This is a genomic window from Occallatibacter sp., assembly GCF_049510455.1.
GTDB lineage: Bacteria > Acidobacteriota > Terriglobia > Terriglobales > Acidobacteriaceae > Telmatobacter.
The window spans coordinates 16,523-42,352 of record NZ_JBEKYX010000043.1 but is presented as its reverse complement, the minus strand read 5'-3'; the positions used below and the strand labels follow the sequence as shown (position 1 = coordinate 42,352).

22 protein-coding genes are annotated in these 25,830 nt (G+C 57.7%); 11 read left to right on the top strand and 11 right to left on the bottom strand.

What is annotated here, in order from left to right; all coding sequences use genetic code 11:
* Together ABSG47_RS09695 and ABSG47_RS09690 are read right to left on the bottom strand one after the other, a co-directional pair.
* Nucleotides 1-511: creatininase family protein (locus ABSG47_RS09695; RefSeq protein WP_424169278.1), on the bottom strand; the 511-nt coding region annotated here is incomplete at its 3' end.
* A gap of 18 nt (nucleotides 512-529) precedes the next feature.
* The gene (locus ABSG47_RS09690; RefSeq protein WP_424169276.1) at nucleotides 530-1,462 is read right to left on the bottom strand and encodes a VOC family protein; all 933 of its coding nucleotides are present in this window, start codon (nucleotides 1,460-1,462) and stop codon (nucleotides 530-532) included.
* A gap of 114 nt (nucleotides 1,463-1,576) precedes the next feature.
* On the opposite strand from ABSG47_RS09690, the gene ABSG47_RS09685 reads away from it, so the two are divergent.
* From ABSG47_RS09685 to galU, 5 genes are read left to right on the top strand one after another with little or no spacing between them, the layout of a single operon-like run.
* Nucleotides 1,577-3,025, top strand: coding sequence for a M20/M25/M40 family metallo-hydrolase (locus ABSG47_RS09685; protein ID WP_424169274.1), 1,449 nt, complete (start codon nucleotides 1,577-1,579; stop codon nucleotides 3,023-3,025).
* A 33-nt stretch (nucleotides 3,026-3,058) separates the two neighbouring features.
* Nucleotides 3,059-3,667 carry a thymidine kinase gene (locus ABSG47_RS09680; RefSeq protein WP_424169272.1) on the top strand — a complete coding sequence of 203 codons (609 nt, stop codon included), beginning with the start codon at nucleotides 3,059-3,061 and terminating at the stop codon, nucleotides 3,665-3,667.
* Nucleotides 3,668-3,698: 31 nt separating this feature from the next.
* The gene (gene mfd / locus ABSG47_RS09675; protein ID WP_424169270.1) at nucleotides 3,699-7,280 is read left to right on the top strand and encodes a transcription-repair coupling factor; all 3,582 of its coding nucleotides are present in this window, start codon (nucleotides 3,699-3,701) and stop codon (nucleotides 7,278-7,280) included.
* 58 nt (nucleotides 7,281-7,338) lie between these two features.
* Nucleotides 7,339-9,051, top strand: a complete 1,713-nt coding sequence (locus ABSG47_RS09670) for a DUF885 domain-containing protein (protein WP_424169268.1) — start codon at nucleotides 7,339-7,341, stop codon at nucleotides 9,049-9,051.
* Between the two features lie 55 nt (nucleotides 9,052-9,106).
* Nucleotides 9,107-10,006 (top strand): UTP--glucose-1-phosphate uridylyltransferase GalU, encoded by a 900-nt coding sequence (gene galU, locus ABSG47_RS09665; protein WP_481133029.1) that lies wholly within the window; start codon nucleotides 9,107-9,109, stop codon nucleotides 10,004-10,006.
* Nucleotides 10,007-10,064: 58 nt separating this feature from the next.
* Here the strand turns inward: galU and ABSG47_RS09660 are convergent, their stop codons facing one another.
* From ABSG47_RS09660 to ABSG47_RS09640, 5 genes are all read right to left on the bottom strand, one after another.
* On the bottom strand, nucleotides 10,065-10,622 hold the full coding sequence (locus ABSG47_RS09660) for a thioredoxin family protein (RefSeq protein ID WP_424169264.1): 558 nt from the start codon (nucleotides 10,620-10,622) through the stop codon (nucleotides 10,065-10,067).
* 34 nt (nucleotides 10,623-10,656) lie between these two features.
* Nucleotides 10,657-11,694, bottom strand: a complete 1,038-nt coding sequence (gene ruvB, locus ABSG47_RS09655; RefSeq protein ID WP_424169282.1) for a Holliday junction branch migration DNA helicase RuvB — start codon at nucleotides 11,692-11,694, stop codon at nucleotides 10,657-10,659.
* A gap of 65 nt (nucleotides 11,695-11,759) precedes the next feature.
* Entirely contained in the window at nucleotides 11,760-12,443 is a 684-nt protein-coding gene (locus ABSG47_RS09650; RefSeq protein ID WP_424169262.1) for a dual OB domain-containing protein, read from the bottom strand.
* Nucleotides 12,444-12,471: 28 nt separating this feature from the next.
* The gene (locus ABSG47_RS09645) at nucleotides 12,472-12,909 is read right to left on the bottom strand and encodes a DUF488 domain-containing protein (RefSeq protein WP_424169260.1); all 438 of its coding nucleotides are present in this window, start codon (nucleotides 12,907-12,909) and stop codon (nucleotides 12,472-12,474) included.
* Nucleotides 12,849-13,439: a DUF488 domain-containing protein gene (locus ABSG47_RS09640; protein ID WP_424169258.1), complete on the bottom strand. Its 591-nt coding sequence runs from the start codon at nucleotides 13,437-13,439 to the stop codon at nucleotides 12,849-12,851. The genes ABSG47_RS09645 and ABSG47_RS09640 overlap by 61 nt, the downstream gene beginning before the upstream one ends.
* Nucleotides 13,440-13,556: 117 nt before the next feature.
* Here ABSG47_RS09640 and ABSG47_RS09635 point away from each other — a divergent pair, with 117 nt between their 5' ends.
* Nucleotides 13,557-14,777, top strand: a complete 1,221-nt coding sequence (locus ABSG47_RS09635; protein WP_424169256.1) for a hypothetical protein — start codon at nucleotides 13,557-13,559, stop codon at nucleotides 14,775-14,777.
* 4 nt (nucleotides 14,778-14,781) lie between these two features.
* Here the strand turns inward: ABSG47_RS09635 and ABSG47_RS09630 are convergent, their stop codons facing one another.
* Nucleotides 14,782-15,993, bottom strand: a complete 1,212-nt coding sequence (locus tag ABSG47_RS09630) for an MFS transporter (RefSeq protein ID WP_424169280.1) — start codon at nucleotides 15,991-15,993, stop codon at nucleotides 14,782-14,784.
* A 269-nt stretch (nucleotides 15,994-16,262) separates the two neighbouring features.
* On the opposite strand from ABSG47_RS09630, the gene gyrA reads away from it, so the two are divergent.
* Both gyrA and ABSG47_RS09620 read left to right on the top strand, forming a co-directional pair.
* Nucleotides 16,263-19,100 (top strand): DNA gyrase subunit A, encoded by a 2,838-nt coding sequence (gene gyrA, locus ABSG47_RS09625; RefSeq protein ID WP_424169254.1) that lies wholly within the window; start codon nucleotides 16,263-16,265, stop codon nucleotides 19,098-19,100.
* 50 nt (nucleotides 19,101-19,150) lie between these two features.
* Nucleotides 19,151-19,582, top strand: a complete 432-nt coding sequence (locus ABSG47_RS09620) for a hypothetical protein (RefSeq protein WP_424169252.1) — start codon at nucleotides 19,151-19,153, stop codon at nucleotides 19,580-19,582.
* Between the two features lie 19 nt (nucleotides 19,583-19,601).
* Here ABSG47_RS09620 and ABSG47_RS09615 read toward each other — a convergent pair whose 3' ends face one another.
* A complete protein-coding gene (locus tag ABSG47_RS09615; RefSeq protein ID WP_424169250.1) occupies nucleotides 19,602-20,081 on the bottom strand; it encodes a nucleotidyltransferase in 480 nt (159 codons plus the stop codon).
* Nucleotides 20,082-20,346: 265 nt separating this feature from the next.
* Here ABSG47_RS09615 and ABSG47_RS09610 point away from each other — a divergent pair, with 265 nt between their 5' ends.
* The 3 genes from ABSG47_RS09610 (at nucleotide 20,347) to ABSG47_RS09600 (ending at nucleotide 23,924) form a co-directional block, all read left to right on the top strand.
* Nucleotides 20,347-21,498, top strand: coding sequence for an alginate lyase family protein (locus ABSG47_RS09610; RefSeq protein ID WP_424169248.1), 1,152 nt, complete (start codon nucleotides 20,347-20,349; stop codon nucleotides 21,496-21,498).
* 272 nt (nucleotides 21,499-21,770) lie between these two features.
* The gene (locus ABSG47_RS09605; RefSeq protein WP_424169246.1) at nucleotides 21,771-22,913 is read left to right on the top strand and encodes a DUF5715 family protein; all 1,143 of its coding nucleotides are present in this window, start codon (nucleotides 21,771-21,773) and stop codon (nucleotides 22,911-22,913) included.
* Between the two features lie 234 nt (nucleotides 22,914-23,147).
* Nucleotides 23,148-23,924, top strand: coding sequence for a YIP1 family protein (locus ABSG47_RS09600; protein ID WP_424169244.1), 777 nt, complete (start codon nucleotides 23,148-23,150; stop codon nucleotides 23,922-23,924).
* A gap of 83 nt (nucleotides 23,925-24,007) precedes the next feature.
* On the opposite strand, the gene fabF is transcribed toward ABSG47_RS09600, so the two are convergent.
* Both fabF and acpP read right to left on the bottom strand, forming a co-directional pair.
* On the bottom strand, nucleotides 24,008-25,255 hold the full coding sequence (fabF, locus tag ABSG47_RS09595; RefSeq protein WP_424169242.1) for a beta-ketoacyl-ACP synthase II: 1,248 nt from the start codon (nucleotides 25,253-25,255) through the stop codon (nucleotides 24,008-24,010).
* A 3-nt stretch (nucleotides 25,256-25,258) separates the two neighbouring features.
* Nucleotides 25,259-25,507 carry an acyl carrier protein gene (gene acpP, locus ABSG47_RS09590; RefSeq protein WP_058188192.1) on the bottom strand — a complete coding sequence of 83 codons (249 nt, stop codon included), beginning with the start codon at nucleotides 25,505-25,507 and terminating at the stop codon, nucleotides 25,259-25,261.
* Nucleotides 25,508-25,830 lie beyond the last annotated feature (323 nt).

Below are 25,830 nucleotides of genomic sequence, written 5' to 3'. Positions count from 1 at the left end.
CGCCGGGCGCGTTGCGGCTGGGGATGCCGAAGACGTAAACAACATAATCGCGCGGCGTCGCAAGCTGCGCCTGTGCAAAGAGCGGCAGAAGGTATTCATTGCCGCCGTGGCCGTTGACGATGAGCACTTTCTTGCAGCCGTTGCGCGCCATCTCTTTTACGGTCTCCTGCAGCAGAAGAAGCTGCGTTGAGAGCGAGTAAGCGACGGTACCGGGTTCCTGCTGCGCCTCAAAGATCTGGCCGAAGTAATACTCCGGGAAGACGACGGCGTACTCCTGCTTGACGGCATTCAGCGCTGCAAAGCGCACGTCAAGCAGGTCAGTGCCGAGCGGCAGATGCGGGCCGTGCTTTTCAAGAATGCCGAAGGGCAACACGCATGTTCCCTGCGATTGATGAATCGCCGTGACAAAATCGGGCGCAGTCAGCTCTTCCCATTTAGGCGAGAGAGTTTGCGCGTGCAGCGCGGATGCAGCAGCGAGTAGAGACACAATAAGCGCAAGTCTGCGAAGCATGAGCGGATTCTCCTCGAATTATTCGGACGGCGTGGGGTCTGACGCAGTGAAGGACGAGCAGCAAGGCTTCTGAGTCGCATGCCAGTCCATCAACTCCAGGCGAATGCCGTCTGGGTCATAGAGATTGAACTGGCCTTTGCCGTCTTTGCCAATCTGCGTATGTGCATCTGTGCGGACATCGACGAGGCGGCCGCCGTTCTTGAGCGTTGCGTAGCCGGTATCGACGGAATCCTGCCCGATGGAGAGGTGGTCCAACACGCCGAGCGAACGCTGCGAGATGCTGGCCGGAATGCCCGATCCTGAAGGCCCGCTGGTCAGCATGTACTCCAGCCAGTCATGCGCATCCGGCACCTGCTGGCTGACCCAGTCGATCTTTTCCGGATTCATGCCGCCGTACCAGTAGGGGCGGAAGTCGAGAATCGCGCGATAAAAGGTGTCTTCCTTGGCGCGATCATGCACCATAAACCCGAGGTGGATGATGTGGTGGCCAATGGCATTCGGAGCGTCCACCTTGGTCTTCGGATTCGGCTGCACGAACTCGACCTTGTTGTTTTCGGGGTCGAGCACGGCGAACCAGCGGCTGCCGTCCGCTCCTTTGCTCACGGCTGCGGGAACCTTCCAGCCTTTGGCGGCAAGATACTTCCGCATGCCTTCGGCGGATTCGGTGTTGTAGGCGGTGTGGTCCAGGCGATTTACACCGGCATCGGCAGGCAGCGGCAGCACCTCAATGTACTGCGTGGCGGAGAGCGCATACTTCACGCCCTGCGGATTTTCCGGATCAGGCATTTTCACCGCGCCAATGTTGAAGGTGTAATAGCGCTCCGTAGCGGCGGGGTTGGAGGTGTAGACGGCCAGATGCGAGATGCCGGTAATTTTAGGACGTGCAGGTTGGGCGGCAATTGCCGCGGCGGAAATGGACAGCAAAACGGTGGCGAAGACTCTGGAGCGCATGGGAACCTCGATTTTTCGGGACCGCACCACGATAAATCGATTTCCGCAGCCGCGCAACGTGGAGCCAACTCGAATCTACGCAGAATGGCCGCGTCGAAGCCTTACAATGCGCTCATGCCCTTGAAAGCCTTTGCCTCCTTTGCTGCCATCGCATTGTTAGCTACCCTGCCCGCGCAGGCTCAGAGCGCAATTCCCACAACCTCTGCTGCTGACCGTGCCGAGGCGCACGAAATCTTCAAGCAGCTGATCGAGATCAACACCACAGATACGCCCAAAGGAAATGTGACCGCTGGGACCACGGCGATGGAGAAGCGCTTTCTGGACGCTGGTTTTGCGCGTGAAGACGTAAAGCTGCTGGGGCCAGCGCCAAACAAAATGAATCTGGTGGTTCGATACCGGGCTGCGGGCGCGCCGGATAGAAAGCCGGTGCTTTTTCTCTGCCACATGGATGTGGTGGAGGCGCTGCCTTCCGACTGGCACACAAATCCCTTCGAGTTTGTGGAGAAAGACGGTTACGTGTACGGCCGCGGCACGCAGGATATGAAGGACAGCGACGCCGCGCTGGTGGCCACGTTTTTGCGGCTGCATCGCGAGGGTTACAAGCCCAAGCGCGACCTGATTCTGGCGCTGACGGCGGACGAGGAAGGCGGCGAGTACAACGGCGCGCAGTGGCTGGTGCAGCAGCACCGCGAACTGGTGGATGCGGCCTACGTCATCAATCCGGATTCGGGCGGCGTGGAACTGGAGCACGGCAAGGCGGTGGTTGCGGCCGTGGAGGCAACCGAAAAAGTCTATGCCGACTACCAGATCACGGCCACCAATCGTGGCGGCCACAGCAGCCTGCCGCGGCCTGACAACGCAATCTACGATCTGACGACGGCGCTGAACAAGCTCTCCAGCTTCAGCTTTCCATTTGAGCTGAATGAGGTGACGCGAACGTATTTCGCGAATCTCGAAAAGCAGGAGCCGGAGCAGACCGCGGCGGATATTCGCGGCATTCTGGCCACGCCGCCTGACCTGTCCGCGGCGGCGCGGCTGAGCGCGGACCCGAGCATGAATTCGAACTTCCGTACTACCTGCGTTGCCACGCGCCTCTCAGCCGGACATGCCAACAACGCGCTGCCGCAGACAGCGCAGGCCAACGTAAACTGCCGCATCTTTCCAGGTCACTCGCCGGAGGAGATTCGCCAGCAGCTCATTACGCTCTTTGGCGATGAGAAGCTGACGGTGAAGTACGTGACGGATTCCGGCAGCGTGCTGGAGAAGGCGTCTGACCGCAAGGCAATGGACCCACCGAAGCCGATTGCGGAGGTCTTTGAGCCGTTGACGCGGATCACGCAGGCTATCTGGCCGGGCGTGCCGATCACGCCGATTATGGAAAACGGCGCGAGTGACTCGATTTACTTTGCCTGGGCGGGCATTCCCTGCTATGGCTACTCTGCGGTGGCGCTGGAGCGCGGCGACGAGCGCGCGCACGGACAAGACGAGCGCCTGCCAATGGATTCATACTGGAAGTCGCTGGACTTCTTTTATGAGTTTTCAAAAGAAGTGGGCGAGCAGTAGAGTGTTGTCTCTAAAACAGGAACTTAGAACAAAATGACGGGCAAGCTGGAACTGATCGTAGGCACCATGCGCAGCAACAAGACGGCGGAGTTGCTGCGCCGCGTAGAGATTCGGCGGCAATATGCCAAGCAGCACGTGATGGTGCTCAAGCCCAGCTCTGACACCAAGGCTGCGGTGGGCATTGTCGAAAGCCGCAACACAAATGGCTGCTCGCGCATGGAAGCAGCGGAGTTTCCCGCGTCCAATCCGTGGTGCCTGCTGGAGACGATTGCGGAGACGGAAAGCAAAATCGGCCAGAAGGTCGATTGCATTGCCATAGACGAAGGCCAGTTTGTGCAGGAATTGTTTCTTTTCACCAAGCGGCTGTTGGAGCAGGGCTACGACGTCATGGTCTCCGGCCTCGAACTCGACTTCCGTGGCCTGCCCTTCGGCGAAATGCTGTCGCTCTCCTGGCTCGTGCGGAATTCCGCAGGCAATATCACGGAGATGGTTGCGTACTGCCACTGCGGCGCGCGGGCGCTGTACCCACAGCGTCTGATTGACGGCAAGCCCGCGCCATATGACAGCCCCGTGATCCTGGCCGGGGACGGCTACGAGCCGCGCTGCGAAGAGCATTTCGTATTGCCCGGCAGGCCACATTAGCGCCAAGACTCCGCTGATAAAATGAGATTGCATGATTCTCCCATTCGTCCGCGAAATCTTCGCGGATTTGGAGCATTCTTCCGCATTTGAGCGCGTGCAGAGGCATTTAAACCTCAGCGCGGGGCGTCGTCGTGTCTCCGGGCTCACCGGAACGGCCCGTGCGCTCTACATCCCGCTCATGGCAAAAGCCGCTCGGCAGCCAGTGATCGTGATAGTGCCGGACAATAAAGCCGCCGAAGCGCTGGAACCGTTGCTGAAGGCCGGCTGCGAGTTGACCGGAGCCGTTGATCCCAGGCGCGTGGTGCGGCTGCCGGCGCATGATGTTCTGCCGTTTGAAAATCTCTCGCCGCATCCTGATGTGCAGGAGCAGCGCGCGTCCGCGCTATGGAAGCTGGCAACCGGCTCTGTTTCCATTCTGATTGTGCCGGTAGAAGCTGCTGCGCTCCGCCTCTTTGGTCGCGACTACTATGCAAGCCTCGCAGTCACGCTGCACCGAGGCGAAGAGATTGACATTGAGGTGCTCACCGCGCACCTGGCCAGCGTGGGTTATACGCAAATGGATCTCGTAGAGATGCCAGGCCAGTTCACGCGGCGCGGCGGCATCCTCGATGTGTACTCACCGGAAGCGGACAGGCCGATTCGCATCGAGTTCTTTGGCGATGAGATTGAGACGATTCGCAAATTCGACCCCGAAACACAGCGCTCGCAATCCGGCATGGATGAGGCGCTGCTGCTGCCGCTCACCGAAACGCCTTTAACGGAGCGGCTGCTGGCCGGTGTACACGCTCGGCTGAGCAAACAGCGCGTGGCCGTGGATGGTGAAGACGAAACGACTGAAGAATTCGCGATTGAGGCCGCCGCGGCGGGTGGCGTAAGCATCTTTCCGGGATGGGAGTTCTTTGCGCCCGTGGCCGGCGCGGAAAACCATCTGCTGAAGCTCGCGCCCAAATGCACGCTCTTTGTCGATGAGCCCGGCATGGTGCGCAACCAGATTGACCGCTGGTGGGAGAAAGTTGAACAGCGTCATGAGCGCAGCGGCATCGGCAATCTCATCCGGCCGGAAGACATTTACGTGCGCCCGGAAATTTTGCAGGGATTGCTGGAGGCACACTTCGGCCTCGACCTGGATCAACTTGGCGCAGTAGATGTGCTCGATGAAGACACCACGCTCGGCGAGATTGAGCTGAACACGCGGCCCACGCTGCGCTTTCACGGCTCCATTCCCGCACTTGTGGAGCAGCTTCGCAAACTGATGGAAGTGCCAACTCGCGTTGTCATCGCCACAGCGCATCAGGGCGATGTGGAGCGCATGGCCACGGTGCTGCGCGAGTACCAGGTTCCATATCGTCTGGGCAGCCGCATGGTGCATGCGGGCGGTGAGACTGTGCTGGAAGAAGCTAGCTACCTGGCTGACGATCTGCGCGTGCCGGTCATTGTGCGCTCGCCCATTGCCGCCGGCGTAAGTTTTTCCGATGCGAACCTGGTTCTCTTTGGTGCGAACGATCTGAACGACGACGCCGATGTAACAGCGCGGCTTGAGCCGAAGAAATCAAAGACTGCGGCCTTTGTTTCGGACTTCCGAGATCTTGCAATGGGCGATTACGTCGTCCATGTGGAGCATGGCATTGCGCAGTACCAGGGTCTCAGAGAGATTGTGCAGGATGGTCTGTCAATCGAGTTCATGATTCTGGAATTCGCTGAAGGCGCAAAGCTGTATGTGCCTCTCACGCGTCTCGATCTCATCCAGAAATACCGCTCGACAGACGCAGGCCCCGCGCCGGTGCTCAACAAGCTCGGCTCGCAGCAGTGGGCCAAGACCAAGGCGCGCGTGCGCAAGGCCATGCAGGACATGGCCGACGAACTCCTCAAGCTCTACGCCGAGCGGCACGACGCCAAGGGCACAGCATTCTCGCCGGACAATGAGTTCCAGCGCGAATTTGAAGACGCATTCGATTACACCGAAACCGACGATCAGCTTACGGCCGTCCAGGCCATCAAGCAGGACATGGAATCCACCACGCCGATGGATCGCCTGCTCTGCGGCGACGTGGGCTATGGCAAGACAGAAGTAGCAATGCGCGCCGCCTTCAAGGCCGTGCAGGACGGCAAGCAGGTAGCGATTCTGACGCCGACAACGGTGCTCAGCTTTCAGCACTTTGAAACATTCAAGAAGCGCTTCTCGATGTTCCCCATCAAGGTCGAAATGATCTCGCGCTTCCGCACAGCAAAGGAGCAGAAGCTGATTGTGGAACAAGTGGAGACGGGCAAGGTCGATATTCTCATCGGCACACACCGTCTGCTCTCAAAGGACATCAAGTTTCAGGATCTCGGCCTACTCATTGTGGATGAAGAGCAGCGCTTTGGCGTGCGCCACAAGGAACGGCTCAAGCAGCTCAAGAAAGAGATTGATGTGCTGGCCATGAGTGCCACACCCATCCCGCGCACGCTGCACATGTCGCTGGTGGGCCTGCGCGATATGTCTGTGATTGAGACGCCGCCAAAAGATCGCATGGCGATTCAAACCATTGTCGCCAAGTTCGATGAGAAGCTCGTGCGCTCGGCAGTTGAGCTGGAACTGGAGCGCGGTGGACAGATCTACTTTGTGCACAATCGTGTGGAGACCATCTACGAGATTGCAGCGCGGATACAAGAGCTCGTTCCAGCAGCGCGTGTAACCGTTGGGCACGGACAGATGGGCGAAACCGAGCTCGAAAGGGTGATGCTGGCCTTCATGCATCACGAGTACGATGTGCTGGTGGCGACGACGATCATTGAAAATGGCCTCGACATTCCATTGGCAAACACGATTCTCATCAACCGTGCCGACCGTCACGGGTTGAGCGAGCTCTATCAGTTGCGCGGACGCGTCGGACGCTCTAACCGGCGCGCGTATGCGTATCTGCTCATCCCGAATGAGAAGGAATTGACGGAAATTGCACGCCGCAGGCTGGCTGCTCTCAAGGAGTTCAGCGACCTCGGCGCGGGATTCAAAATTGCTGCGCTCGATCTGGAACTGCGCGGCGCGGGCAACATGCTGGGCGGCGAGCAGAGCGGCCACATTGAAGCCGTGGGGTTTGAGCTGTACACGTCGATGCTGGAACAGGCCGTGAAGGAGATGAAGGGCGAAGGCGTTGAAGAGAAACCCACAACGCAGCTTAACCTTGGCATCGCACTCCGTATTGACGAGAGCTACGTGGAAGAAGAAAATCAGCGGCTGCGGCTCTACAAGAAAATCGCCGGAGCCGAGAGTGAAGCTGCCATTGCGGAGCTGCGCGCTGAGATGGAAGATCGCTACGGGCCGTTGCCCGATCCCGCGGTGTACTTGCTTGAAGCTGCATCACTGCGCCTCGAATGTGAACGCATCGGTGTTGCGCAGATTGACCGCAAACGCGCTGAGTTGCAGATGCGCTTCACGCAGGAGGCGGCTACTGATAACGCCGCGATTGATCCGCAGCGGCTAATGCGCCTGGTGGCGCGGAACGCCAAGCGCGGCGCGCAGTTCACTCCACAGGGTATGTTAAAGTTTCCGCTCAAGGCCACGCGTCCGGATGAGATTCTGTTGGAGATTCGAGATTTGCTGAGCCAGTTGGAGCGCGAACCGGTTCGCGCATGATAGGAAGATTGAGGAAGATATGAAATCAACGATCAAGAAGTTTGCAATAGGAGCATGTATGGCTTCCGCGATTGCAGCCTCGGCTGCTGAGACCTCGCAGCAGCAGTTTCGGCGCGTGTCGGACGAGTATCTGGACAAGGTCTACTTCCCCTATCAGCCCACGGCCGGAACGCTGGCCGGTTATCACCAGTACGACACGCAGCTCGAGGACTTTTCTCCAAAGGGTATTGCGGCCGAGGCAGTTGCGCTTAAGAGCTTCGAAACACGCATTGCCGCAATCCCCGCAGCCGGTCTGGATCAGGTTGCGCGTGGCGACCGCGAGCTGGTACTGGGCACAATCCGTTCGGAACTGTTGACGCTCGAAACCATTCGTCCGTGGGAAAAGAATCCCGATACATACTCCAGCTCAATCTCCGGCTCTATCTTCTCGCTGATGGAGCGCAAATTCGCTTCGCCAGATGAGCGTCTGCGTTCGGTCATCGCACGCGAAAAGCTCGCACTCAGCAGGCTCGACGAGGCGCGCGCAAATCTCAAGAATCCGCCAAAGATTTACACGGAGATTGCAATCGAGCAGCTTCCCGGAATTGTGAGCTTCTTTCAAAGCGACGTTCCGCAGGCCTTTGCAGACGTGAAGGACGCGGAGCTGAAGGCGGAGTTCGCAAAGTCGAACAGTGCAGTGACCGCCGCGCTCAACAGCTATCAAAGTTGGCTCAAGACAGATGTTCTGCCGCATTCGCAGGGAGACTTTCGCATCGGCGCAGATACGTTCCAAAAGAAACTAGCCTACGACGAGATGGTGGATATTCCGCTCGATAAGTTGCTTGAGATTGGCTGGGCCGATCTCCGCAAAAATCAGCAGCATTTCAACGCACTTGCAAAAGAGCTGGAACCGAACAAGGACCCGCGTGAGGTGTTGGAGGAGCTTGGCTCCAATCATCCCGCGCCCGGCAAACTGCTCGATGCCTTCCGTGCGACGTTTGATAGCCTGATCGGCTTCATCCGCACAAATCACATCGTCACCATTCCATCCGACATTCGCCCAATCGTGGAAGAGACGCCGCCCTTCATGCGCGCCACCACCTTTGCCAGCATGGATACTCCGGGGCCGTTCGAGATGCATGCAACGGAAGCGTACTTCAACGTGACACTGCCCGATAAAGACATGACCCCGCCGCAGGTGGAAAGCTTCATGCACGCATTCAACATAGGCACAGTGATCTCGACAGCGGTGCATGAGGCATATCCCGGTCACTACATTCAGTTCCTCTGGGTGCCACAGGCCCCAAGCCGCGTGCGCAAGCTGCTTGGCGCAACCTCCAACGCAGAAGGATGGGCTCACTACTGCGAGCAGATGATGCTCGACCAGGGCTACGGTCAGCCCGGCGCGGGTGCTAAGGATGAGCGTGAAGCAAAGTTCCTGCGCCTGGGCCAGTTGCAGGATGCGCTGCTCAGGAATGCGCGCTTCATCGTTGGCATTCAGATGCACACCGGTAAGATGAGCTTCGACGAAGCTGTCGAATTCTTCCAGAAGGAAGGTTACCAATCCAAGGAGTCAGCGCTGGTTGAAACCAAGCGCGGCACCAGCGATCCAACCTATCTCTACTACACGCTCGGCAAGCTGGAGATTTTGAAGCTGCGCGAAGATATGAAGAAGAAGCAGGGCGCGGCATTTTCGCTGGAAGAATTTCACAACAATTTCCTTCGCCAGGGATTTCCGCCAATCAAGATTGTGCGTGAAGCAATGCTGGGCGATGAATCACCAGTGCTGTGAGGTACAGGCGGCGACACAATCGAATTTTGCATCTCAAATCATAGAAATCTCAACGATGAGAAAAGCGAGGACTTCAAGCATGAGCAAGCAAGTTCGGACAGCTGTTTTTCCTGCTGGTGGCTTGGGCACACGTTTTTTGCCCGCGACAAAAGTGATTCCCAAGGAGATGCTGGCACTGGTCGACAAACCAATCATTCAATACGGCGTGGAAGAAGCGCTTGCTTCAGGCATTGAGCACATCATCTTCATCACCGGGCGCGGCAAGGGTGCTATGGAAGATCACTTCGACATCAGCTATGAGCTCGATGCCACGCTGGAGAAAAAGGGCAAGAAGGAACTGCTCGAACTCTCGCGCAAGATTTCTTCCATGGCGCGCATCAGTTATGTGCGCCAGAAGGAGCCGCTCGGCCTCGGCCACGCCGTGCTGTGCGCCAAGCAGCTTGTGGGCGATGAGCCATTCGCGGTTCTGCTGCCGGATGACGTAATTGACGCAGAGCCTCCCTGCATCCAGCAGATGATTGGCGTGTATGAGGAGCGCGGCGGGTCCGTGCTCGCAACGACGACGATTGATGGCTCCGGCATCAGCGCCTATGGCGTTCTGGCCGGCGCGCAGGACAGCGTCGATCCCCGGATTTACAACTGCACCGGCATGGTGGAGAAGCCGAAGTTTGAAGATGCGCCGTCAAAGCAGGCGATCATCGGCCGCTATATTCTCACGCCGAGGGTCTTTGAGCTGCTCGAGAAGACAAAGCCCGGCGCTGGCGGTGAGATTCAGTTGACGGACGGCATCCTGGCGCTGCTCCAGCACGAGAAGGTCTTCGGATTCACCTTCGAGGGCATGCGCTTCGACGTGGGCGACAAGTTCGGAATGCTGCAGGCAACGGTGGAGTTCGCGCTCAAGCGGCCGGAGTTCGGCGAAAAATTCCGCGCCTATCTCAAAAAGCTTCCGCTGTAGTCAATCGCGTCTGGGCCACGCAATGAAGCCGGCACGCATTGTGCCGGCTTCGCTGCTTTTACGCTTTCCACTTGATGTTGCAGCCAATGGACGGCCTCTGATCTTCCGGCGCGGACTTACCGGCAAGCACAGCATCCACAGCGGCACGCAGATCGGCCCCAGTAACAGGAACGCCGTTGCCCGGACGGCTTGCATCAAACTGCCCGCGATAAGCGAGCTTCCACTCCTTATCGAAGAGGAAAATATCCGGCGTGCAAACCGCGTCATACGCCTTTGCCACAGCCTGCGTCTCGTCGAAGAGATACGGGAAGTTGAAGCCAAAGGTCTCCGCCTGCTGCTTTAGGCCTTCGGGATTGTCAGCAGGATAGGCCACAGCATCATTACTGCTGATAGCCACGATTGCGAGCGGCTTGCCGGCATGATCTTTGCCAAACTGCGCAAGTTCTTTCTCAATATGCTTCACATACGGGCAGTGCGTGCAAATGAAGAGCACAAGCAGCGCGTGGCTGCCCTTGAAGTCATCGCGCTGCACGGTCTTATCCGTGACAACATCGGTAAGCGCAAAGTCCGGCGCTACGGTGCCCAGCGTGAGCATGGTCGATTCAGTGCGAGCCATGCGGATTCTCCTTTGTTCTCAAAATTGGATGAGGTTAGAAAAGTCCCGGCTGCTTGCCCGGCACGGCAAGCCCAAAGTGCTCATAAGCCAGCCGAGTAGCCACGCGGCCGCGCGGCGTGCGGTCCAGAAAGCCAATCTGGATCAGGAACGGCTCATAGACTTCCTCAAGCGCGTCCTCTTCTTCGGCCAGCGTAGCAGCCAGCGTGCTCAGGCCCACCGGGCCGCCATCATACTTCTGAATAATCGTCAGCAGCAGCCTGCGGTCAATCTCGTCAAAGCCATGCGCATCTACTTCGAGCATCGTGAGCGCGGCATGTGCCGTGGGCCGGTCAATCACGCCCGTGCCGCGCACCTGCGCGTAATCGCGCACGCGGCGCAAAAGGCGATTCGCAATACGCGGCGTGCCACGCGAGCGCAGAGCAATCTCTGCGGCGCCGTCAGTGTCAATGGGCACGCCAAGCACCTCTGCGGAGCGCTCGACAATGAAGCGCAGATCGTCTTCCGTGTAGAACTCAAGCCGCAGCAGAATGCCAAAGCGCGAACGCAGCGGCGATGAAAGCAGACCCGGCCGCGTGGTTGCGCCAACAAAAGTGAAAGGCCGAATCTCCATCACATGCGTGCGCGCCGCAGGCCCCTGGCCAATGATGATGTCCAGCTTGTAATCCTCAAGCGCGGTGTAGAGCTTTTCTTCCAGCACCGGCTGCAAGCGATGAATCTCGTCGAGAAACAGCACCTGCCTCTCACGCAGGTTAGTCAGGATCGCCGTTAGATCACCCTGAATCTGCAGCGCCGGGCCCGATGTCTGCTGAAAGCCCACCTCAAGCTCATTGGCAATAATCGTCGCCAGTGTCGTCTTGCCCAGCCCCGGCGGCCCAAAGAGCAGCACATGATCCAACGCCTCACCGCGCGACTTCGCAGCCTCCAGCGCAATGGCAAGCTGCTCCTTGGCCTTCGCCTGCCCGATAAACTCACCCAGCCTGTGCGGACGCAGCTTCAGCTCAAAATTCTGCTCCTCCTCAGCGCGCGAGGCGCTGACGAGCCGTTCAGGGGAGTTGTCGTGGGCAATGGCCATGCTGAGGGTCAGTCTAACGGGTAAGGTCGTAGTGGGCAAAGCGGCTCTGAAATATATGCGCGGATTCAAGCGTGCAGGTTAATGACTCCGGCGACCAGCTTGTAATGAAATCCCTCAAACGCTTCACTCAGGCTGACAGTGAGAAAAGTTTTTGATACTCGGCCGCCGCAAAACATCGAGTTCGGATAGATTCCAGCGGGCAAGAGGTTGAGTTGGTTTTTCCAATCAGGGTCCGTGACGGAAAGGTCGTACCGGATGCGGGCAACTTGGCCAAGGCGGAAGTTTGCCCGGTATCTGCGCTTTCCCTTTTCTTCGCGAATCCACCACCACAAATCTTCAGGATGAATCAATCCCAGGGACATGCGTGCCGGCCGTTCCTGAAATTTATGCACGGAAATTCTGTCGGAGTACCCCTCAAGAACGACAGGCTCTGGATTGAGAAATTCTGCAAGAAACTCTGTATCTGCGAGGCGTTCGAGGCGCTGCAATCTTCGCCATTGCTTGCTCGATACGAATACATCCTCCGGATGCACATGAGTACCGCACGGACTTTTCAGTTCAGCCTCAAAAACATCGAGCGCCTTTGCTTCTTTGCCATCCGAGTAACATGTCCGCTCGCGAGAGATGCAGCCGGGAATCTCCGCGCTGACCAGTCGCACCCACTTCTTCGAGTTCAGGCTGATGCCCGCAACGCAGCGATGATCGTGTTTGTATGAATTAGCAAGGCAAACAATACGGTCGAGCTTCATGAAGCTGGTCCGCCTGTACGTGCAATTTTCAGAGATGATGGATGACTATATCATCCCAGTGCGTCTGCAGATATTCCAGCGCCAGCCGCCGGTGGCAATGTTCCGCAGTAGCCTCGCTGCATAGCAACACGGTCTTTTTGCGAAAACTCTCGCGATCGATAGCGGTTTCCACCTTGCGCGCGCGGATGAGACTCAGATAGGCCTCGGTATACACACCCCAGTCGCCCTTATGCTTTTTGTAGGCGTCCAGAATGTCTGCTGTAGGAGCAAGCAGTGGCTCATGCTCGTACTCAGCGCCGCAGATCTCGCGGAGAAAATAGGCAAGGTCGGCCTGCTTGGCAAAGCCTGCAAGTTGCGAAGTGTTGTTCAGCCGCACGTCGAGCAGGCGCTCAATGCCATGCAGCTTTAAAATGCCGAAGAATTCGCCGGCGCTCTTTTGGGTGAAACCGATGCTGTAGATCTCCATTGGTCCTCGTCCAGTTCGGCAAAGAGTGCGGGCTGCGCGTTCACGAGCGATTTGCCGGAAGCGATGGCAATTTCAGTATCGGTTTGCAGCGAAGCATCGCCGCGAATGTGCAGCAGTTGATGACCGTGTTCTGCCAGCACGCGGCCAACAAGCAGGCGGCGGTGGCAGTGGGCCGGGTTTTCCTCCCCGCACATCAACGCCACGCGATACTCGGCGATTCCGCGTTCCAGCCGCTCGATGCCGGAGAGAAATGCAGCGTCCTTTGTCATTCGGCTGTAAACCACACGCCCGTCCGCATCATAGTAGCTGGAGTTGGCTGGACGCCCGCCAAGTTCGCCGCCGAGGAAGAGATACTTCACGCCGGATTGCACAAGTGAGCGCTGGAGAATTTCACGATCGAATTGCGGAGCAAAGCGGGAGTACGGCGCGGAGCGTGTATCTACCACCACCTCGATACCCTGTGAGGCGAGTAACGCCGCAAACTCCTCGTATGAGTGCGCCGAGTGCCCGACGGTGTAAACAGTGCTCATGGCCAGATCTTAAACAAGGATAGCATCGATATAAAGCGGAAAAATGGCATAAATAGAACACTTTGACCTCTATGCGGATCCTCCCATTTAAACTAAACCCATAGCTCGAATCTTCTAATGACTCGCCCCTTCGCCCGCCTTCGCCGTTTCCGCTTCAATCTCCCGCAGCGCGTCGCCGCCGTGATGCTTGCGCTCTTTCTGGCACAGGGCTTCTGGCTCATGAGCCGGCAAACGCTAACGGATCGCGATTACCAGTACGCGCGCTGCGGGCGCGAAATGTGGGAGAAGCCTTCTCCGCTTGCGGGATATTTCACAAGCTGCGGCAACATCCATGACGGTGTTCTGGCCTATCGCATGGCGGGCCTGCCGCTTACGCTCAATCTGCTCGCGGAGCGCGGCCTCGATCACTTCCGCAAGCCGGAAGACCGCGTAATCCAGACAGCGCCAACCGACAACACGCAACTCAGCACCTGGGAATTGCGGCATCAGATGCCGTATGTGCTTATGCTGTTGCGGTTGCCGTTTCTCTTTGTCGGCGTAGTGCTGGGCGGGGGTGTGTGGTGGGTTACGCGGCGACTCTACGGCAACTGGGGCGGCTACACAGCCCTGGCGCTCTATTGTTTTTCTCCTTCGATCATCAAAGCCAGCATTACACCGGGGCCTGAGATATTGGCCACGCTGGGCGTTTACGGCGGCATATACACCTGTATCGGCGTGGCGCATGCCATGCAGGGGCCGCGCAAAAAATGGCGCCCGCGCATTGTGCTGCTTACATGCATCTTTGGCGTGGCCGCAGCCGCGCATATTGCAGCGCTGCCGGTGGTGGCGCTGCTGGGCCTGCTGCTCATGCTGTGGGTTGTTGAAGGCCGCAGAAGCCAGGCGCTGCCCATCGTGATGATGGCCGCGGTAGGCGCGTTGCTGCTGGTCTTTGCATGCTATGGTTTTTCGCCGGACGCCTTCAGTTATCTCTTCCGCTCGGCATCGGGCTTCCTGTGGTTCTCGCTTGATCCCATCCAGCGCTTTTTCACCACATTCAGCAATGCAGGCATCACCATCGCCGCGGCTGCGTCGGCAATTTTGTATCTTGTGTTGCGGCGCTCGCGCTACTTCGGCAACACAGCTCCGCTGTTTTGTGTTTTGGTTTGTTTCCTTCTGGTGACAACAGGCGTTCACGCCACGCCGTGGCTGTGGGGAGTGCCGTTTCTACTCACCTTCATCGGCGGCGTCTTTGCGGATGCGTATGAAGGGCCGCGGCGCAAGCTTGCGTTGGCCGCGGGCGGCGCAGTGGTTCTGCTGCAGGCTGTCTTCTGCCTGCTGAGTCTTCCCGGATTGCTCTGAAGCACTACAGCACCGCATCTTTGGTCTCGCGGATCATGAACAGTCCAATCAGCGTAAGAATCGCGGACCCCGTCAGGTAATAGCCCACAGATGGCAGTCCGTAATTTGTAGCCAGCCAACGCGCAATATAAGGCGCAAGCGATGCGCCAAGGATTCCCGCAGTTGAAAATGCAATGGAGCTGCCCGTGTAGCGCACCGGCGTAGGAAAGAGTTCCGAAACCACCGTGCCGAGCGGCCCATACGTAAGGCCCATCAGTGAAAGGCCCACGAGCAGCATGACCAGCGCGTTTGACGCGAACAGCGGTGCCAGCGCAAAGCCAAAAGCCGCAATCAGTATCGTGATGACAATCATTGTGCGGCGGCGGCCACGTTCCGCAATCCATGCGGCAATCGGAATCGTCAGCAGAAAGGCAGCCGTGCCAATGAGCTGGTAGATGAGGAACGTGTTGCGGTTATAGTGCAGCGCCGTGGTGCCCCAGTCCAGCGTAAAGACGATCATCAGATAAAACAGAACGAACGTGGACAGGCAGACAAGTATGCCCGCAAAAATCTGCAGCGCATGATGACGAAAGACCGAGAAGAGCGGCACGCTTACCGGATGCAGGCGCTTGCGAGCCTCTTCAAAGACCGGCGTTTCGGTAATCGTGAGCCGCACATACAGGCCCAGCAGCACCAGCGCGGCAGAGGCCAGAAACGGCAGCCTCCAGCCCCAACTTAGAAATTGTTCGTTGCTCAACCATTGCGAAAGCAGAAGGAAAATTCCACCGGAGAGCGCGAAGCCAATAGGCGCGCCGAGCTGCGGAAACATCCCGTAAATCGCGCGCCTTGAAGGTGGCGCATTTTCTACGGCCAGCAGCACCGCTCCGCCCCACTCGCCGCCCAGGCCAATGCCCTGACCAAAGCGGCACAGCGCCAGCAGCAGCGGCGCAGCTATCCCAATCGCGGAGTAGCCCGGCAACACGCCCACCAGAAATGTCGACAGGCCCATGGTGGAAAGCGCCAGCACCAGCGTACGCTTGCGGCCAATGCGATCGCCAAAATGCCCAAAGAGCGCTGAGCCGATGGGCCGCGCAAAGAATGCCACCGCGAATGTCGCCAGTGAAGCGAGCGTCGCCGTCGTGGGGTCCGATTTTGGAAAGAATAAATGCGGAAAGACCAGTACGGCCGCCGTCGCATAGATGTAAAAGTCGAAGAACTCGACCGCCGTTCCAACCATGCTGGCAAACAGAACCTGGGCTGGAGTATTGATGCGCTTTTCGGGTGAATTTCCGGTTGCGATAGGCACGGGAAGATTCTATCGGACGACTCTGCGCCGATAGGCCGTAGCAAGCAGTGTTCCATGTCTACAAAATAAAGATAAATAAAGGCTTATTAGCATTCGTTTGCCTTGCCGAAACCTGCTTTGAACGCGTAAAATAGATACAGCACTTGCCGCATTTCGGCTCCGTTTTTGCCGCACACGCGCAACGTGCGTAAAGACAATCTATGGCAGACGATCAGAACCCGCAGCTTCCCCTTGACGGCGGCACTCCCCCCGGCGGCTCCAACCCCAGTCTCATTCCCATCAATATCGAAGAGGAGATGCGCCGCTCCTACCTCGATTACTCGATGTCAGTAATCATTGGCCGTGCGCTTCCCGATGCTCGCGACGGGCTGAAGCCCGTGCATCGCCGTGTCCTCTACGCCATGAGTGAGATGGGCCTGGAGCACAACAAGAAGTACACCAAGTGCGCCAAGGTTGTGGGTCAGGCTATGGGTGTGTATCACCCGCACGGCGACTCCGCCATTTACGACACTCTGGTTCGCATGGCGCAGCCCTTTTCACTGCGCTATCCGCTCATCGATGGTCAGGGAAACTTCGGCTCCGTGGACGGCGATCCGCCGGCAGCCATGCGTTACACCGAGTGCCGCATGGACCGCATCGCAGGCGAGCTGCTGGCAGACATCGACATGGATACCGTGGACATGGTGCCGAACTATGACGAGTCCACGGTTGAGCCTACGGTGCTGCCCACGCGCATTCCGAATCTGATTGTCAATGGCTCCAGCGGCATCGCGGTCGGCATGGCCACGAACATTCCACCGCATAATCTCACCGAGGTCGTCAATGCAACGATTGACCTTGTGAAGGATCCCAAGGCGGGCCTGGCTGAAGTGCTCAAGCACGTGCAGGGACCGGACTTCCCGACAGGCGGATTCGTCTACGGTCGCGGCGGCATCGAGCAGGCCTATCGCACAGGCCGCGGCCGCTTCATGATGCGTGCCCGCGTAGCCACGGAATTCCTGACCAAGGAAAAGCAAGCTGTCATCGTCACCGAGATTCCCTACCAGGTCAACAAATCCAAGCTCATCGAACGCATCGCCGAGCTGGCGAATGAAAAGATCATCGACGAGATCAGCGATGTGCGCGACGAGAGCGATCGCGACGGCATGCGCATCGTCATCGAGCTCAAGCGCGGCTCGCAGCCGGAGATCGTGCTGAACCAGCTCTACAAGCACACGCAGATGCAGGAGAGCTTCTCCATGATCTTCCTGGCCGTGCTGCATGGCCGGCCGCGTGAGCTCGGGTTGGATCAGGCGATTCGCGCCTTCATCGATCATCGCGTGGAAGTAGTACAGCGCCGCACCGTGTACCTGCTCCGCAAGGCACGCGAGCGCGAGCACATCCTGGAAGGCTACAAGATCGCGCTCGATAATCTCGACACGGTCATCAAGATCATCCGCGGATCAGGCTCACGCGCTCAAGCCCGCGAGAACCTCTACGCCTGGGGCAAGGGCAGCGAGATCGTCATCAATCTCAATCGTGAGCTTCTTTCGCATGAAGAGAAGGGCCTCACGCTTCGCCAGGTTGACGCGATTCTCGAACTGCAGCTCTATCGCCTCACGCAGCTCTCTGTCGATGAAATCCTGAATGAGCTTGCCGAGATCCGCAAAAAGATCGCGGAGTACGAATCCATTCTCGCCAGCGACACGAAGCTGCGCTCGGTCATCATCAAGGAGCTTGAAGAGGTCCGCGACAAGTACGGCGACAAGCGCCGCACGCAGATTATCGATGAGTCCGCCGAGCTGCAGCTTGAGGACCTGATTGCAGATGAGCAGGTGGCCGTAACGGTCAGTCATCAGAGCTACCTGAAGCGCACGCCCATCAGCACCTATCGCCAGCAGCGGCGCGGAGGCACCGGCCGCATGGGCATGAAGACGCGCGAAGAGGACTTCGTCGCGAAGCTCATCGTGGACTCCACGCACGCCTACCTGCTGTGCTTCACCAACACAGGCCGCGTCTACTGGCTCAAGGTCTACGAAGTTCCGGATGTGGGCGCAGCAGGCAAGGGCAAGAGCATGGCCAGCCTGCTGAACCTGCAGCCGGGCGAAACCGTCCGCGCCATTCTTCCCGTGCGCGATCTTGAAGAAGAAGGCAAGTACATCTTCTTCGCCACGCAGCAGGGCACAGTCAAGAAAACGCCGCTCAAGGACTTCTCCAATGTCATGGCGCGCGGCATCATCGCCATCGCCATCGACAAGAACGACGATCTCGTCACCGCTGAGATCACCAACGGCAAGCAGAACATCTTCCTCGCCACGCGCGAGGGCATGGCGATCCGTTTCCAGGAAGAGTATGACGCAGAGCGCAGCGGCATCGGTCTGCGCCCCATGGGCCGGAATGCCGCGGGCAACAAGGGCATCACGCTCAAGAAGGGCGACTATGTTATCGGCGCGGCCATCACGGACTCCGACGAGACCCGCGACAAGGAACGCGATGAGTGCGCCAGGACACACAACCTGACGGACAAGCTTGCTGCGTTACGCAAGGCCTACAGCGACGCAAAGGATGCGCTGCACAAGGCTCGCGAAGACCGGCGCGGCGGCGACTCTGAAGACGAGAAGCTCAAGACCGGCGAAAAGAATGCCGAGAAGGCAGTCGAAGACGCATGGTCCGCGCTCAAGGAACTCGACACCAAGCTATGTGTCACGCGGTCGCTCATTCTTTCCGTCACGGAGAATGGCTTCGGCAAACGCACAGATGTGGATGAGTATCGCCTCACCGCACGCGGCGCGCAGGGTGTGAACAACCTGAAAGCCACGCCAAAGGTGGGCAAAACCTCGTCTATTCTCTTGGTAAATGAAACCAGCGAGCTGATGGTCATCAGCCAGTGGGGCAAGATCATCCGCCTCGATACCAAAACAGTCCGCGCTGCGGGCCGCGCCACGCAAGGTGTGCGCCTGCTCAACCTGGATGCCGAAGACAAGGTAGCCGCCGCCGTAATCATCCCTCCGGAAGAAGTAAACGGCAAGGACGACGAGCAGCCCACGCTACTGCAGTAATTGACATCGGCCGGCAATATCTTTGCCGGCCGATGTCGTATCTTTGATGCATGAATTTTCGTCTGCTTACGCTTGTATGTTCTGTAATCCCATGCAGCGTCGTTTCCAGTGGTCAAACTAATCCACATCATCCGCAGATTATTGCAATAAATGGTCCTACGGTAGTTGCATTCTTTGCGCCGGACCATTCAACATCTGCGCGTAGCGAAGCAGACAGCGGCGAAGCGTTCTCTGATTTTCAGTTATATGCGGAACAGGCAGGGAAGCCGCTCGCGGAGCGAGGCATTGATCTCGAAAAAATCCATGCGGGTTCCTTCAAACTTAAAATTGCGAATTCAGTGACTACGTTTGATGTGCGCCGGTATGGCGTCGGATATTATCGGATCGCGCCCGGTAAAAAGCCGCAAATATTGCAAGGTGTCATGACGGATTCGGACTTATTGGGGATGGCGGAAAATTATTTTTCAAGCGTAAAAAAGTGAAACAGCAAAGGGAGAAGACCTATGGATTGTCTTCTTCTTTCCGATGTTTATGCGCTTCACGGATTGCTTCTACATCTGCCAGGTCACGGAGCCGGCCAGACGCAAGCTTATTCTGGATCAAGTGCTTCGGTGAAATTACAGGAGCAAAGATGCCATCTACGTGTGTTTCCGTACGGTCCTGCCATGCTTCGTCAAAATCAACGCCGTCAATTTTCTGGAGAATATCGATTCGTGCCGGTGGCTGGCCAATCTGGAAGACTGAATTTGGATCGTCACGGAAATCCGCTGTAGTAACACTTGCCAGCGGTGCTCCAAACTCTGCTAATGCGCGATACACGGCTTCACTGTTCTCTGTTTCTGAGCGGATGAATAGATCGAGGTCTTTTGTTGCGCGGGGCTCTGAGTGGACGCCAACCGCATACCCGCCAACGACTAGGTACTTAACTCCGTTTGCGTTGAACGCGAGTAAGAGTTGCTTCAGATCTTCTGGTAGGGTCATATTGGATCCCCTTGAATGCATAAGCTGCGGCCGTAACTTCCCACACTGCCGCTAAACGCTCACCTAATGGCCGGCTTTGCCAATAGCGGTATGTTTCGGCCTGCTGTTCTTCCAGGTTGGTCACTCGCCGCAAGGTCTTATCCATAGCAACTCGTCTTTATCCTCTTATTATAAATGCAGTTATGTTTCATGGAGAAGACAATTGCGCTTCATTTTTCTACTAGACCCTGTACCATTGTCATGCATAGAGTGAGGCCTTATTTTGATGCGCATGCAGTTCCGCAAAACCCTTCTTGCGTTGTCCCTTTTCGCATCAGTGTTGCCCTCCGACGCGCAAAAAGATCTTCTCGATAAAGCCAGCGTCACAAACCCCTCGGCATCCTTTCTCGACGTCGCCGCGCGCCGTTCTGCGCTTGCCACAGCCACCAATCCGCGCGTAGTTGCGGCTCTCAAGGACAAGTGGGACTGCACGCACTCCGAACAGCCGGCCCCGCCAACCGGTCGCATGATCGTTCCGCATCACTACCTCAGCGGCAGCAACGGCCCCGTCAACCCGGAAGAAGCAACGGCCACCGTCGTTTATCAGCAGCTTCAAAATGCGGCGACGGATGGAGCAGGCCGCTATGTAGCCACGGGCGATCGCGCCGAAGCCACTTGCGTCGCCAATCTGCTCGCCCGTTGGGCCGCGGCTAAAACACTGCTCGATTACAGCTATAAGGAGAGCAGCCAGGCCTGGTATCAGGTGGAGTGGACGCTCAGCTCCATCTCGCTCGCATATTCCGTCGTGCAATCGGACCCCGCCATCACAGCCGATCAGCGCAAGCAGATTAGCGGGTGGATGCACGATGTCACCATCTACATGTTCGATCAGGATCCGCATCCCGACGACCATGCGCATGAAAACAATCACTCCTACTGGCGCGCTCTCTGCGCCACATCGGTCGGCGTGCTTACTGCGGATAACAATCTCTATCGTCGCGGTCTTGAGCAGTATGCGCGCGCCATCGGCCAGATGAATCCCGACGGCTCATTGCCGCTCGAAATGGCGCGTCACGAAAATGCGCTTCATTACCAGAGCTTTGCGCTTGAGCCACTGGTCATGATCGCCGAACTTGCCGCGCACCAGGGCACAGACCTCTACAGCGCTCGCTCCAACGGCCACACCATCGCGGATGCCGTCGATTTTCTCGTGCGCGCCTCTGCCAATCTTGACCTGATGAAGCAGTACGCATCGGAGCCGCAAACCTTCTCGCTCTTCAACGGCAAAAAGCCGCCTGCGTGGGTCGAGTTCTGGGCTGCGCGTCACCCCGGCGAGCTCCGAAGCACCTCCGAAACCTGGAGCACGCTACTCAAGCAGCCATTATCTGACTCCACTATCGGTGGAAATGCCACGCTCTACGCAGCGCCCGCAAAGTAGCAGAGCGAACATCTACAGCCTCTTCAGCCTTGCCTCCAGGCCCGGTTTTCGCTTCATTCAAATCCATAGTCCACGCCGCGCGAACTCCATCTTTCTAAGCGTGCGCTGCCAGGCACCTTCTGCGCGTCAATGCCGATAGGCTCAACATTAAGAAATGCAGCGCCATGCTATCGGCAAATCTTATCGGACATAGCCGCATCCGCATAGATACTCTCCAAAAGGCCTCTGTGTGGCATAAACTGAAAAAGCTCTGGGACTCTCCGCACACTTCCATGAAGTTTCGGAATGCGTGCCTCATCTTTACGCTGGCAATCTTTGCCACAGCCTCCGCCCTCGCCACTCCGGTCACGCGAGCGCACAAGCGCGCACCTGCGCTTACACCCGTTCGCAAGCAGTCCCATACGGCTTACACAAAATCCAGCGCCAGGTCCGCTTCGGCAAAGTCGCGTAATGCAGGCAGCGCCTCGGCAACTTCAGCCGCGGGCCGTCGCGCCACCACACGAAGCGCGGCTCCACGTACCCAGGCAGCGAACGGCCTTCAAAATCGCGCTCAGAATCGTAACCTGCCGCGCTCTATAGGTCGCACATCGGTTCAGTCTGCAAGTGCGCGTCCGCAGCGCGAGACACGTACTGCGCCACAAGTCCGCTATGCGCCTGCCGTGCGCAGGCGCTTTCGCCGCGAACCCGTGCCGCAGCCCGAAACCGAATCCGCTCCCGATCCGCGCGTGGAGATTGCTTCGCTCAATACGGAAAGCATGACGCTGCCTTCCACGCGCCATGCTTCCTCCCGCGTCGTTTCCATGCCCGCGCCGCTCAAGGGATCCCTTGAATCGCTCGAGCGTCAGAATGAAAGAACCGAAGGAGATGGTCTCGAACGCATCCTCGACGAACAAGACCTGCAAGACCGCATCGACCAAAAGCTGCTGGTGCCCGTTCCGGTCTCCGTCTCACTCAGCGTCAACAACAACCTTGCCGAGACGCATCGCTACGTGCGGCCCTGGACCGCGATCTTTCTCGAAGATATATCCAAAGCCCATGCGCAGCGCTTTGACGGGCCCATTCAGGTCACCTCCGCCGTGCGCACCGTGGAATACCAGAAACAGCTCCGGCTCGTGAATGGCAACGCGACCGAGGCCGAGGGCGACATTGTCAGCCCGCATCTCACCGGCGCCACCATCGACATCGGCAAGAACACCATGAGCCGCGCCGAGCTTGCCTGGATGCGGAATTTCCTGCTGCCGCTGCAGCTCGACGGCAAGATCGACGTGGAGGAGGAGTTTCGCCAGGCCTGTTTTCACATCACCGTTTACAAATCCTACGTGCCTCCGCCGGCGCCAGCCGCGTCTCTCGCGTCTACCCGTAAAGCCCACAGCAAAGCCAGCGAACAGGCAGCCTCCACAGACGGTCCGCGATAATCCCATCCGTACAGCCTCCTCAAGCAGCGCGAAGTTTTCGGTACGGGCTCAGTTTGCATTTGTTTTGTAACAGGGCGCGACTTGAGTCGTGCCGAAAATCCGGCTGACAAAGTCGTTGGGCTTTAGCCCTGCGGGATGTTTTCAAACTGAGCCGCTACCAAGTTTTCGCAGCCCTCATCTTTTCGCGATACAATCGCGCTCAAGTAGCTATTGCATTCTTTTGTGAGGCATACCATGAGCGATCCGATTGTGTACCCTGTCTCCGAACCAATTCCCCAGCCTGTCCCAGGTCTTTCGCAGATCCAGCGCGTGATCTACACCTTCACAGCGCCGTCCAAAACATTCAACGACATCAAGGCGGGACATCGTAGCTGGTGGATGCCGTTTCTGATCATCATTCTGTTCGGAGGGCTTTTTTACGGAGCCATCACAGAAAAAGTGACGTGGAAAGTCGTATATGAAAATCAGCAGCGTCTTGCTCCCCAATTTGCCAAGAACATGATGGATCAGATGCCGCCGGAGCAACGTGCCAAGGCCGATGCGGCAGGGCCGAAAAACCAGGCTATTACTTGGGCCCTATCTCCGATTGGACTATTGATCATCGACTTGGTAGCAGCGTTGTTTTTATGGCCAACCATCAACTTCGGCTTCGGAGGCAAGGCAACATACGGCTCCATTCTTGCAGTAGAGATATTCTCCGGATTGGTACTATGGCCGATTCGGTTCGTGCTGGGCTCCATCATTTGTTTCGTTGAGTCAGCGCCAGAGGGCTTTAACATTGGTAATCCGGTGCCAACCAATATCGCTGCGTTTCTCGATCAATCGGAAACACCCCATGCTCTTTATTCCTTGGCGATGAGCTTGGATGTGCTCACGATCTGGTGTCTTGTTCTCACATCAATCGGCATAGCTGCCGTAGCTGGCGTTAAGCGCAGTTCGGGCTATACCGTGGTTTTTGGCTGGTGGGCATTGATCGTAATTGCTGGCGTTGGCTTCTCTGCGATGTTCTAAGTCTCATCCCTAAACAACAACGGCGCGCATCCTGGATGCGCGCCGTTGTGCTGACCCCTGACCCCTGAAACCTGATCCCTTGCTTACTCAGTCCACCGCCGCATAATCAGCGTAGCGTTGATCCCGCCAAACCCGAATGAATTCGACAGCGCCACATCAAAGCTGTGCGGAATGGCCACATTCGGCACATAATCCAGCACGCACTCCGGATCTACGTTGTCCAGGTTGATCGTCGGCGGGAGCATCTGGTTCTGCAGCGCCAGCACTGTAATGCCGACCTCCAGTCCACCCGCGCCGCCCAGCAGATGGCCCGTCATGGACTTCGTTCCGCTCACCTTCAGCTTCTTTGACAGCGCGTTCTCGCCAAAGACCAGCTCAATCGCCTTCGATTCATTGCCGTCGCCCGCAGGCGTTGAAGTGGCATGCGCATTCACATAGCCCACCGCGTCCGGCGCAATGCCCGCATCCTTCAGCGCTGCCCGCATGCTGCGCTGTGCGCCCGCGCCTTCCGGTGCAATCCCCGTCATGTGATACGCATCGGCGCTCATGCCATAGCCAATCACCTCGGCCAGAATCTTCGCGCCGCGCTTTTTGGCAAACTCCAGCTCTTCCAGAATCACAATGCCCGCGCCTTCGCCAATCACAAATCCGTCGCGGTCCTTGTCGAACGGCCGGCTGGCCTTTGTCGGCTCATCGTTGCGCGTTGAAAGCGCCCGCATCGCCGCAAATCCGCCCACGGACAGGGGTGTGACAGCGGCCTCCGACCCACCTGCAATCATCGCATCGGCATCGCCATGCAGAATCATCCGCACTGAGTCGCCAATGGAGTTGGCGCTTGTGGCGCAGGCCGTGGCCGTGGCTGAAATCGGTCCCTGCGCACCATAGCGAATGGAAATGAACCCCGCCGCCATATTGACAATGGCCGCGGGAATAAAGAAGGGAGACAGCTTGCGCGGGCCGCCATTGAGCATGCTTGAGTGCTCGCGCTCAATCACCTCAAAGCCGCCAATGCCCGACCCGATAAACACGCCCACGCGCTCCGCGGTCTCAGGCGTGATCTGCAGACCAGACTGCGCCATCGCCTCAGCCGTCGCGGCAAAGGCAAGGTGCGAGAATCGCCCCATCTTGCGCGATTCCTTCTTATCCACAAAATTAAGCGGGTCAAAATTCCGAACCTCGGCGGCAAAGGTGACAGGGAAGCCGGTCGTGTCAAAGCCCTGGATCGGGCCGACACCGCTCTTTCCCGCAATCAACCCCTGCCACACTTCGGGCGCGGTGTTGCCCACACCGCAAACCAGCCCAAGGCCGGTTATGACGACTCTTCGGGTCACCGATTACTTGCCTTTCGCTGTCTTTTCGTGCTTCTCAATGTAGTCGATCGCATCCTTGACCGTCTTGATCTTTTCGGCGTCTTCGTCAGGAATCTCCAGATCGAAGGCCTCTTCGAACTGCATCACAAGTTCAACCACGTCAAGCGAATCCGCGCCCAGGTCTTCCTGAAAGCTGGCGCCGGGCGTCACCTCCGCCTCATCCACCTGCAGTTGCTCAACAATGATCTGTTTTACTTTCTCTTCGACGGCCATGCGTGCTTCTCCTCGTTGAATCTGTTGGAAATCCGGGGAATCGCCCGGGGATAAAAAATCCATTCTCCGCCTGCCTACAATACCCGGTCTGCGGCGGGGAATACAACCGGGGCTGATAAAAAAATACCCGCGGTCCCGAAACTCCAAGTCTAACGGGCTGATTCACAGTGTGTAAAGGCGGCAAGAGCAGGGAAAAGGGAATAGCGATCAGGGAACAGAGAAAAGCAAAAGCCAGACACGAAATGCACAGCCAACAGGCGTAAATTAAGCGAAGAGGAAATCATGCAGGCTTGGGTTGCAGTCATAGCGGTTGTTGCGGCGCT